Genomic DNA, 10,631 nt, shown 5'->3' with positions numbered 1-10,631 from the left:
CATCGGCTTGTATTGTGAATGCGGCCGCGGCCTTGTTAATACATCGGCTTGTATTAAAAACACTACGCTTTTACGCAAAGCTGTACTTAGAAAGCTATAGCAACAGCCAAAATGGTTAGGACATTAACAGATGATAAAATTTAGACACAAAAAGGCTTTTCACCCAGTCCCCAGTCCCTAGTCCCCAGTCCCTTGCTATAGTTTCATTTTTTCTCTGCTTGTATGAAACCACCCTGGACTCTCTAAGAGCGGGGAGGGGGTTGAAGGTGGGGTTCAGTACCAACTCAACCCAGAATCGGTATTATTACAAGAGGTAAAGATTAAGCTGTAACTTTGGGAACCACTGACACAATGTAGAGTATCTCCTGATAATTTAGCAAAGCTATAAGCATTGGAGCGAAGCAAATGAACGCTAAATTAATCGTTTTTTCTGCCTTTGTGACAGCATTTGTAGGTGCAGGAATTGGTTTTATTATTGCTAATTTACTTCCTTGCCCTTACACAAGTCAAATGTATAAAGGTTTGGAGCAAAAATATGCGATCGTTGGTGCAGTTGCTGGCTTGCTGATTGGTTCCAGTCAAGAAATGATTCGAGAACTCAAGCAAGAGCGCGATGCAGAAGAAGAGTTGCTGCGGGATTTGAACAAAGCTATTCACTCAAGTACAGATCGAGAAAATTTATGACAATTTTTTGACGAGAACTAACAGCTATAGCAAAAATTCCGATCGCGGTTCTGATAAACTGCAAACCAAAGCCGCCATACTCACAAGTGGTAACTCTGGAATTTGGGCTAGCAGTCCCACTTACCTTCGCCCGTGAAGCTGCCGATGTGCTGATGTATGCAGGTGTGTCTATTGATGGTTTGCTGAGTCCAACTGCACTCTTTTGACTATTAGATGCCCTTCAAACAGTAGGCGATCGCGTTGCATTGTCTGGAGTGTCAAAGAGTTTGGTTATGTTAAGTAATTCGTTATAATTAATATAAATTAATTGTTACAGAGGATTGGCATAAGCCACCAATTTTAAAAATAGTGCGCTACTATCGACAAGCAATAAAAAATCTCCTAGAGGTCTGATATTAATACGCCTCTAGTTATAAGTTGAAGAGGATAAAAAAGATGGTTCAAAGTATAGGCGGTATAGCGAAATATTCAGCTACCGACCTAGACCGATTTGCTCAAAAACTGAATCAAGACGGAATTTGTGTAATTCCCGGTGTTTTTGAGCAAAAATTAATTGACGAGTGGGCACAAGCTTTTGAAAACTTATTTCACGAGCGTCAAAATCAACCAGGTGGGTTGGCTCCTCGTGAAGTTTCCCGCTACTATCTAACCTTGCCTTGGATTTACCCATTTGCTAATGAATTAGTTTTTGCTAACCCAGTGATTATGGGTGTTTTAGAGCGCGTGTTTTACCAAGAATACGTGATGGTTCAGATGGGAGTTGATGTTCCATTCCAGGGTTCAGATTATCAGGAAACCCATCGGGATTTTCGCCCGTTGTTTAGCGATCGCATTGTCACCCCACTTTACGCCCTCGCAGTTAACTTTCCCCTGGTGGAAGTAACCGCAGAAAACGGGCCGTTTCAAATGGCGCGTGGTACTCATGTTATACCGCGTGAAGAAGGATTAGAAAAAGTTGCCAGTGGTGAAATTCCGATGGAATCCTTTTATATGCAGCCAGGTGACGTGATGGTGCGATCGCCTTTAGCACTACATCGGGGTTCCCCAAATCGGACAAACCACCCAAGGCCGATGGTAGTCATGGGCTATGCTATGCATTGGTTGCACACACCAAAGGTAGATTTGACTCTCCCACAAGACTATTATGATAGTCTCCCAGAAAAACTAAAGCAGATGCTACGGTGTCAGCTAGTAGAAAGCTTACCTAAGAACAAAGTCGAGACTTACGTGAATTTCAAATACTAGTAGTTTTTCAAGGCAACAATGCTTGGTAAATAAGTTTGTAGTCAGGACTTTAGTCCTTGATTTAAGCGTTAAAGCCCTCACTACAAACCCGGCAAACTTAACTTGACTAACCACTAGTGGAAGAAGGATTTTTGTCATTCCATAGATAATTAAGATGCAAACCTATACTAATCCAGTCTACAAAGGTTATTTTGCCGATCCTTTTGTTTGGCAACACGAAGGCGTATATTATGCGATCGGTACTGGTGCAGCAGAAGCAGAAGGAACGGTAGACGAAATAGCGGACGCACCAAATGTTAACTCCAATAACAAATCGTGTGTCTTTCCTCTGTTACGCTCCTTCGACTTTGTAAACTGGGATTATGTTGGTAACGCACTACAACGCCCAGATCCCGCCCTTGGCGATAATTTTTGGGCCCCCGAAGTTGCTTACTGCGATCGCCAATTTTATCTTTACTATTCTGTAGGGCATGAAGATAAGAATCATCAGTTACGTGTAGCTACAAGCGATACTCCGTTAGGACCATATCAAGATGTTGGTGAACCAGTCGTAGATCCAAAGTCCTGTCCTTTTGCGATCGATCCGCACCCATTTCAGGATGACGATGGACAGTGGTATTTGTTTTACGCCCGTGACTTTCTGGATACATCGGATGGAGTGCGTGCTGGCACAGCATTAGTTGTAGACAAACTCCAAACCATGACTAAACTTGCTGGTGAAGGGAAAGTGGTATTACGTGCGCGATCGGATTGGCAACGGTTTTTAGCCAACCGTTTGATGTATGGTGAAATTTATGATTGGCATACTTTAGAAGGCCCCTGCGTTCGTAAGCATGAAGGTAAATACTACTGCTTTTATAGTGGTGGACGCTGGGAAACTGAGAACTACGGCGTAGATTATGGCGTTGCTGACAACGTGATGGGGCCTTACTCTGATGCAGGTAACGAAACCGGGCCACGGGTGCTAAAGTCTGTTCCTAATTTTGTTATCGGGCCGGGACATAATTCTATTGTTCTTGGGCCAGATGGTAAGACTGAGTATGTTGTCTACCATGCTTGGACGAAAAACATGGATATGCGGCAAATCTGTTTAGATATGCTGATCTGGAAACCAGAAGGGCCATCTTGCAATGGCCCTACCTGGACACCGCAGACTATCAGCAACTATTAAAGATTTTGCGATACATTAACACCGCTCACTTTGGCTGGTATAACAACACTGTAGTAGCCAGCTGCGATCGCTGCTAATGCATTAAGCAAAACATTAGCACCGAACAATGGCATTAAACCAAAAAATGTCTTACCCAAAGGCAACAATCCGATGATGGCCAGCAAGGCATAAGAAACTGCAAAACCACGATTGAATAGACGCGCTGTGGTAGTATTGTTGTAAGAAGTAATTCCTAACAATCCGACGGCACAGCGAACAAGATTATGCAAAAAATTGGTGGGAATTGCACCAAAGATATAACCAAAACCCGCAGAATAAGCACCAGCAGATTGATCGAGTGGAACAAAAGATTCGCTCGATCCTGGTAATGAAACCAAAGCTGGTACAAATCCAGCTAAACCTAAAAGTAAATAACTGATTCCGATAGCCAAAGCAATGTAACGCTCGATCATTTTTGCCTGGTTAATGTTTTCCATCTTGTTTCTCTTGGTAAGTGTGTAGATGTTTACGAAATAGTAACCGCTAGCTGAGAAATCATCAAAATCTAATTTGTTAATAGATATAAATAGATCGTTTCTAGCTAGTTAACTCTCTAAACATAATATTTTTAATTCAACTTCGTATTTCATATATTTCACTCTATCAAAGGTAATAAACACTATTTTAAAAAAGCTTCCAAATTGAGTTTAATTTGGGGCTTATGTTTTTTATCTTGATTAAAAAATATTTGCTAATTAATTATTGTCATTGCTATGATGCTTTGTTGCTTTAGCCACTTGTAGAAATTGCATTTTTAGTTCATGATGTTCATGATTTCTAATTTTATTATGAAAAGAATTATTGAAGGGCGAATAGATATCTACCTCGGATAGCCAAATCATAGTTTCATAACCAACCCGACCGATTTCTGGCTCCCAGCTACCTGACTGAGGTCGGTAATTTTTGATGATGCCTTCTCCGCCGATAAACTCTACCTTTTGACCGCTATGAAACTTAGGTAGTGATAAAAGACTTGCATTCATTACTCGTAATTCCTTCGACTAATAGAGTGATAAATAACCTTATAGCTAATATAAAACTTGCGGTTATCCGTCACAGGTTTCAATGTATTCTCTGTCAGTCGTTTTAATAGTAAGTTTGACTTTTTATATCTAAAGTCGGAATTTTCATTAAATCTATTAAATTTTTCAAAAAAAACCTTTCAAAATCAGAAACTTTACTACTTAATTTATTTCCAATGCCTACACTTATCGCACTATCTATTTTCTTGGAAAAACTCTGAGATAGAAAACGCGATCGCTCCATCATTAAAAGCGATCGCGTGAGGTTTATGAATTGAATTATTATCAATCTTACACATAATCAAAAAGCTTTTATCCTACCCAAGGTTGAGATAATATCTATATCATCAGAGTGAAATTTATAATACTTATTTACCAAAACTAACAATCAAAGAAATTACTTCTGCTACTATGATTTATAAAATAGTTGTTACAATAATATGTATTCAAGATAACAAATTAATATTTTGTTTTATAAAAATACTGTTTTAATACTTAAAACCAGGCAATTGTTATATAAATTTAGCGTTAAATATTTACTCTAAGTTACCAAATAAGCTGAATTGATTAATTTTAATAGTATTAATAATTATTTTAATTATCTTGTGTACGAAACCGAACAGACAAAAACAACTATATTTGCATGGTTTTCAATATAAATATTTATTTGTGTTACATAAGTTAATAATCTATTTTAGATAAAATAAAAATATAGTGCTTAAGACTTAATCAAGAAAGTAATTTTATATTTATTTTGGTAGATGAAAAAATTAGACATAAAACAGTATTTTCTTAAGTAGTGAACCAGTCAAGCCAAGTATTGATTATACCGATTCGATATTGAAAAGCAGCAAAATATATTGCAAGCTTTTGCCTGAAAGTAAGCTTGATGCTGCCTTACAAAGAAAAGGTATTAGCGTTTAGCTAGTCAGAATTAATAATTTAAATAACGAGACAAACTATGGCAAGTGAAAAATCTCAAGTCAAAAACAACGGTGTCAGCAATGTTATTTCGTCGAAGCAGCGTAAAACAAAGCGATCGCAGCTAGCCCAAACGCAATCATCGAGTACATCACTGTTGGATTTAACTTCGTCTAATAAAAAAGTTCAATCAACAGAAACTTTTAAAGATACACCTGATATAGTTTGCTTATCTCATTTACGTTGGAATTTCGTCTATCAAAGGCCACAACATCTTCTTAGTCGCTGCGCTCAAGGAAAGCGAGTCTTCTTTATTGAGGAGGCAATTTTCTCTGAAGAACCGTTGGCAAGGTTAGATGTAAACCAAGATTCTAATGGAGTAGTTGTGGTTGTGCCACACCTACAACAAGGTTTAAGCGAAGAAGCAATCAACGCAGATTTACAAGTACTAATTAATAATTTATTTGCAGAGCATAATATCAACAAATACATTTGTTGGTATTACACACCAATGGCGATCGCTTTCACGCGCCACTTGCAACCCCAAGCCGTGGTGTACGATTGCATGGATGAATTGTCTGCATTCCACGGCGCGTCACCTACTTTAAAGAATTACGAAGCCGAACTATTCAAGCGTGCAGACTTAGTATTTACAGGGGGACAAAGCCTTTACGAAAGTAAAGTGAACCAGCATCCCAACGTTTATGCCTTTCCCAGTAGTGTAGATGTCCCCCACTTTGGCCAGGCGAGAAATCTTCAAGAACCAGAAGATCAAGCTCATATTCCCCATCCTCGCCTTGGATTCTTTGGCGTAATTGACGAACGGATGGATATTGAACTGCTTGCTGGTATTGCCGAAGCCCGTCCCGACTGGCATCTAGTAATTATTGGGCCAGTTGTCAAAATCGATCCCGCAACTCTGCCACAGCATGAAAATATCCATTATCTCGGTGGCAGAGACTATAAACAGCTACCTGCTTATTTAGCAGGGTGGGATTTAGCAATGTTGCCCTTTGCGCGTAATGAGTCAACACGCTTTATTAGCCCTACCAAAACTCCAGAGTATCTTGCCGCAGGTAGACCTGTAGTATCTACTTCGATTCGAGACGTGGTGCGTCCTTATGGAGAGTCAAAACTGGTGCGAATTGCAGACACAGTTTCTGAGTTCGTCACCGCCGCAGAACTTGCAATGCAAGAGGATACCCCAACCTCAGAATGGCTGAGTCGAGTAGATGCCTTTTTAGAAAAGATTTCTTGGGATCGCACTTGGGCATCAATGATGAAGCTGATTGACTCTGCCATTGCAGCGCGTGATGGTGAAGACAAAGCTAACTCCACAGGCGCGGCTGGTAAACAAGCACCAAATGTCATTACCAGAGATTTTGTCTTCGATTACTTAGTCGTCGGCGCTGGTTTTTCTGGTAGCGTGATTGCAGAACGTTTGGCAACTCAAGGTAAAAAAGTGCTGGTTGTAGACAAGCGCAACCACATAGGCGGCAATGCCTACGATCATTACAACGATGATGGCATTCTTGTACACAAATATGGCCCCCACATCTTTCACACCAACTCCCGCGAAGTCTTTGAATACCTCTCGCGCTTTACTCAGTGGCGGTCTTACGAACATCGTGTCCTTGCCAGTGTAGACGGGCAACTTGTCCCGATTCCGATCAACCTCGACACCATCAACAAGCTGTATGGGATGAATCTCAATTCATTTGAGGTAGAAGAGTTTTATAAATCGCTTGCTGAACCCGTAGAATCCATCCGCACTAGTGAAGATGTGGTGGTCAGCAAAATTGGGCGACAACTGTATGAAAAGTTTTTCCGTAATTATACCCGTAAGCAATGGGGACTCGACCCATCGGAACTTGACAAATCAGTAATTGCCAGAATTCCTACCCGTACCAATCGTGACGATCGCTATTTTACCGATAGCTACCAAGCGATGCCACTCCACGGCTTTACCCGGATGTTTGACAATATGCTAAATCATCCGAACATCAAGGTAATGCTTAACACCGATTATCGGGAAATCCAAAAAGCTATACCTTGCCGCGAGATGGTATACTCCGGGCCAGTTGACGAATACTTTGATTATCGCTACGGCAAACTACCATATCGTTCGCTTGATTTCAAGCATGAGACGCATAACACGAGTGTGTTTCAATCAGCGCCAGTCATCAACTATCCCAATGAACAGCTTTATACTCGTGTGACAGAGTTTAAATACTTAACTGGTCAGGAACACTCTAAAACAAGTATTGTTTATGAGTTTCCCAAAGCTGAAGGAGACCCTTATTATCCTGTACCGCGTTCTGAGAATCAGGAAATTTACAAGAAATACAAGGTGCTGGCAGATGAAACTCCAGGGATCTATTTTGTGGGACGATTAGCGACCTACAAGTACTACAATATGGATCAATGTGTTGCTCAGGCTTTGTCTGTGTACAAGCAAATTGCGGTTAAGGCTTAAATAATTCGTAATTCACGCCGTCTGTGCCGTCTGTGTACACAACTTTCTTTGAAACCTAACCCCCAGCCCCTTCCCTACAAGGGAAGGGGAGCAAAAATCAAAGCCTCTCTACTGTTGTATATGCAAGTCGAATTACCCCCCTTAATCCCCCCTTGGAAAGGGGGGAAATAAGAGAATCTTGTTCCCTCACCTTTACAAGGGGAGGGCTAGGGTGGGGTAATTCGAGGACTGGTAGTGATTCGATAACTTGTGTGTACACCGTAGCCCTGTGGGGGGAAACGAATCGAAGCGGGGTTCTAAGAATTAAGTTGTACATCGCGTTCATTCGTAATTAGGGCTGCGCTGTATTTAGTAGGCTGCTCATTTTTATAAAGCACCGAAAATCTAAGATGGTGCGGTGCGTTAGCCTCTGGCATAACACACCTTACAAAACTGAAAAACAACGCATCAAATAAAATATCAGCTTGAGTTGTAAATTATGACTTCTGCTTTCAACTCGACACTCAACACTAACAAAGCACAACTTCCTCTAGAAGTGTGGGCTGGTGTAGAGTGTACGGTTAATCGTGTGGGTGAAGAGTATTTCGATCAATTAGAACGCAATGGTCATGCAACCCGCTTAGATGACCTAGATTTATTCGCTGAACTTGGCATACACGCCATCCGCTATCCAGTACTTTGGGAAAGGATAGCGCCCAATGGTTTGGAAAATGCTGATTGGTCGTGGGCGGATGAACGGCTGGGACGCTTGCGCGAACTCGGCATCCGTCCGATTGTGGGGCTAGTGCATCATGGCAGTGGGCCGCGTGATACTAGCTTAGTAGATCCAGAATTTCCTGAGAAACTAGCAGTGTTTGCTCGTGCGGTTGCAGAACGCTATCCTTGGGTAACACATTACACACCCATCAACGAGCCATTGACAACAGCACGATTTAGTGGGATGTATGGTCACTGGTATCCTCACGGACGGGACGATTTAACCTTCGCTCGTGCTTTGTTAGGAGAGTGCAAAGCGATCGCTCTTTCAATGCAGGCAATCAGAGAAGTCAATCCCAACGCCCAACTCCTACAAACTGAGGATTTGGGTAAAACTCATAGTACGCCAAAGCTGGCTTATCAAGCAGAATTTGAGAATGAACGTCGCTGGTTGAGTTTGGATTTATTATGTGGCCGAATCAACCCAACTCATCCCATGTGGGATTACTTGCGCGACTGTGGTATAAGTGAGCTTGAACTTGAAGAATTTTTGCAATATATCTGTCCACCTGACATTATCGGCATTAACCATTACCTGACAAGCGAACGCTTTTTAGATGAAAACCTAGAAAACTATCCAGCTTGGACGCATGGTGGTAATGGTCGAGACAAGTATGTAGATGTAGAGGCAGTGCGAGTTTGTGCTGAGGGTTTGGCAGGCCCCCGGACATTGCTCAAAGAGACATGGGAACGCTACAAACTACCCTTTGCTGTCACTGAAGTTCACTTGAGTTGTACCCGTGAGGAACAGCTACGTTGGCTCAATGAAGTGTGGAATGCAGCCCAAGAATTACGAGACCAAGGCGCAGATGTTCGCGCTGTGACTGCTTGGGCACTTTTGGGCAGCTACGATTGGAATAGTTTAGTGACTCGCTCGGCAGGATACTATGAGTCAGGCGTATTTGATTTGCGTTCTCCACAGCCTAGACAGACTGCGATCGCTAAAATGGTGCGAGATTTAGCTACTGGGCATAAACCCAACCATCCACTACTTGATACACCAGGATGGTGGCATCGACAAGAGCGTTTGGTCTATCCAGCAGTCAGTTGTCGTAGCAATAATTACAAAATATCGGAAACTGATGAGTCAAGCAATAATCTAAAATCCAAAACTTGTACTGAGCGAAGTCGAAGTATCCAAAATCCAAAATTGGTACGTCCCTTGGCGATCGTCGGAGCCACAGGAACTCTAGGCAAGGCTTTTGCTCGGTTGTGTCAAGTCCGAGGAATTTCATATTGTCTGCTAAGACGCCAAGATATGGATATTGCCAATCCTGCTTCCGTCAATAAAGTACTTACCGAATTGCAACCGTGGGCAGTTGTGAACGCTGCGGGATACGTGCGAGTAGACGATGCCGAACGCGAACCGGATGTTTGTTTAAAGGTAAACGCTGAAGGGGCAGCGATTTTAGCTGCTGCTTGCGCTCAACATAATGTGGCGCTGGTAACTTTCTCTTCAGATTTGGTATTCGATGGTGCTGAGTCTAATCCTTATGTCGAAACTGATACCGTTGCGCCCCTCAATATATATGGGTGCAGCAAAGTTTTGGCAGAAAAGCTAGTATTACAGGCTCATCCGGCATCACTAATAATTCGCACCAGCGCATTTTTCGGCCCGTGGGATGATTACAACTTTGTGACGATCGCCCTGCGGCAATTAGCTGCTGGAAATACTTTTGTTGCTGCCGAAGATGCGATCGTTTCGCCTACTTATGTACCCGATCTTGTTCATGCCAGCCTTGATTTATTGATTGATGGCGAGAAAGGTTTGTGGCATTTGGCTAATAAAAGTGCTATAGCTTGGTCTGACTTAGCCCGATTAGCAGCGAAAAAAGCAGGTGTGAGTGTCAGCAGTCTAATTGCTCTTCCTACGCAAGAACTTGGTTGGATTGCTCCCCGCCCAGCTTACAGCGTTCTCGGTAGCAATCGAGGTGAATTAATGCCAAACCTTGACAGTGCAATTTCTCGCTACTTGGAAGAAAGAAATTAGTTGGCTGGCAATCTAATTTTAACGTGAGTTCGACGAGTGCTATTTTGACCTCTCCCCCAGCCCCTCTCCTACCAGGAGAGGGGAGCAAAAACCCTCCTTACTCCGTTACTCCTCCCTCTCCTTACCCAGACGCAACGCGTTCGCCTTTTAAGAAAGGGAGGCTGTCCGGGAGAGGTCTGTTGAACTCACGTTAATTTTAAGGGGAGCAGGGGAAAAGTCCTCTCCTCTGCACCCTTCCCCCTGCCCCTCTCTGCCTCTTCTCAATGCCCCATTCCCCATACTTCGACTGCGCTCAGTACAAGTTCCCCATTCCCAATTCTCGATTGG

Annotated in this window: 7 protein-coding genes; 5 read left to right on the top strand and 2 right to left on the bottom strand. The window is 42.4% G+C overall.

All coding sequences use genetic code 11. From position 1 onward, the window contains the following. The first annotated feature begins 405 nt into the window (after positions 1–405). The 3 genes from RM049_RS35440 to RM049_RS35430 all read left to right on the top strand — a co-directional run bounded on the left by RM049_RS35440 (position 406) and on the right by RM049_RS35430 (position 3,100). Positions 406–684: a hypothetical protein gene (locus RM049_RS35440; RefSeq protein ID WP_322686042.1), complete on the top strand. Its 279-nt coding sequence runs from the start codon at positions 406–408 to the stop codon at positions 682–684. Between the two features lie 435 nt (positions 685–1,119). Then, positions 1,120–1,929 carry a phytanoyl-CoA dioxygenase family protein gene (locus RM049_RS35435; RefSeq protein ID WP_322707554.1) on the top strand — a complete coding sequence of 270 codons (810 nt, stop codon included), beginning with the start codon at positions 1,120–1,122 and terminating at the stop codon, positions 1,927–1,929. 154 nt (positions 1,930–2,083) lie between these two features. Further along, positions 2,084–3,100, top strand: a complete 1,017-nt coding sequence (locus RM049_RS35430; RefSeq protein WP_322707553.1) for a glycoside hydrolase family 43 protein — start codon at positions 2,084–2,086, stop codon at positions 3,098–3,100. Here RM049_RS35430 and RM049_RS35425 read toward each other — a convergent pair. Beyond that, the gene (locus tag RM049_RS35425; RefSeq protein ID WP_322686045.1) at positions 3,097–3,576 is read right to left on the bottom strand and encodes a DUF4383 domain-containing protein; all 480 of its coding nucleotides are present in this window, start codon (positions 3,574–3,576) and stop codon (positions 3,097–3,099) included. The genes RM049_RS35430 and RM049_RS35425 overlap by 4 nt on opposite strands. A gap of 258 nt (positions 3,577–3,834) precedes the next feature. Then, positions 3,835–4,122 (bottom strand): hypothetical protein, encoded by a 288-nt coding sequence (locus RM049_RS35420; RefSeq protein ID WP_322707552.1) that lies wholly within the window; start codon positions 4,120–4,122, stop codon positions 3,835–3,837. A gap of 1,000 nt (positions 4,123–5,122) precedes the next feature. Here RM049_RS35420 and glf point away from each other — a divergent pair. Together glf and RM049_RS35410 are read left to right on the top strand one after the other, a co-directional pair. Next, positions 5,123–7,558 (top strand): UDP-galactopyranose mutase, encoded by a 2,436-nt coding sequence (gene glf / locus RM049_RS35415; RefSeq protein WP_322707551.1) that lies wholly within the window; start codon positions 5,123–5,125, stop codon positions 7,556–7,558. Between the two features lie 478 nt (positions 7,559–8,036). Beyond that, positions 8,037–10,304, top strand: a complete 2,268-nt coding sequence (locus tag RM049_RS35410; RefSeq protein WP_322707550.1) for a family 1 glycosylhydrolase — start codon at positions 8,037–8,039, stop codon at positions 10,302–10,304. Positions 10,305–10,631: the final 327 nt, after the last annotated feature.

Source organism: Nostoc sp. DedQUE04, from assembly GCF_034530995.1.
In the GTDB taxonomy this organism is placed as follows: Bacteria; Cyanobacteriota; Cyanobacteriia; order Cyanobacteriales; family Nostocaceae; genus Nostoc.
The sequence above is the reverse complement of the archived record's forward strand: the minus strand, read 5'-3'. Positions and strand labels throughout refer to the sequence as shown.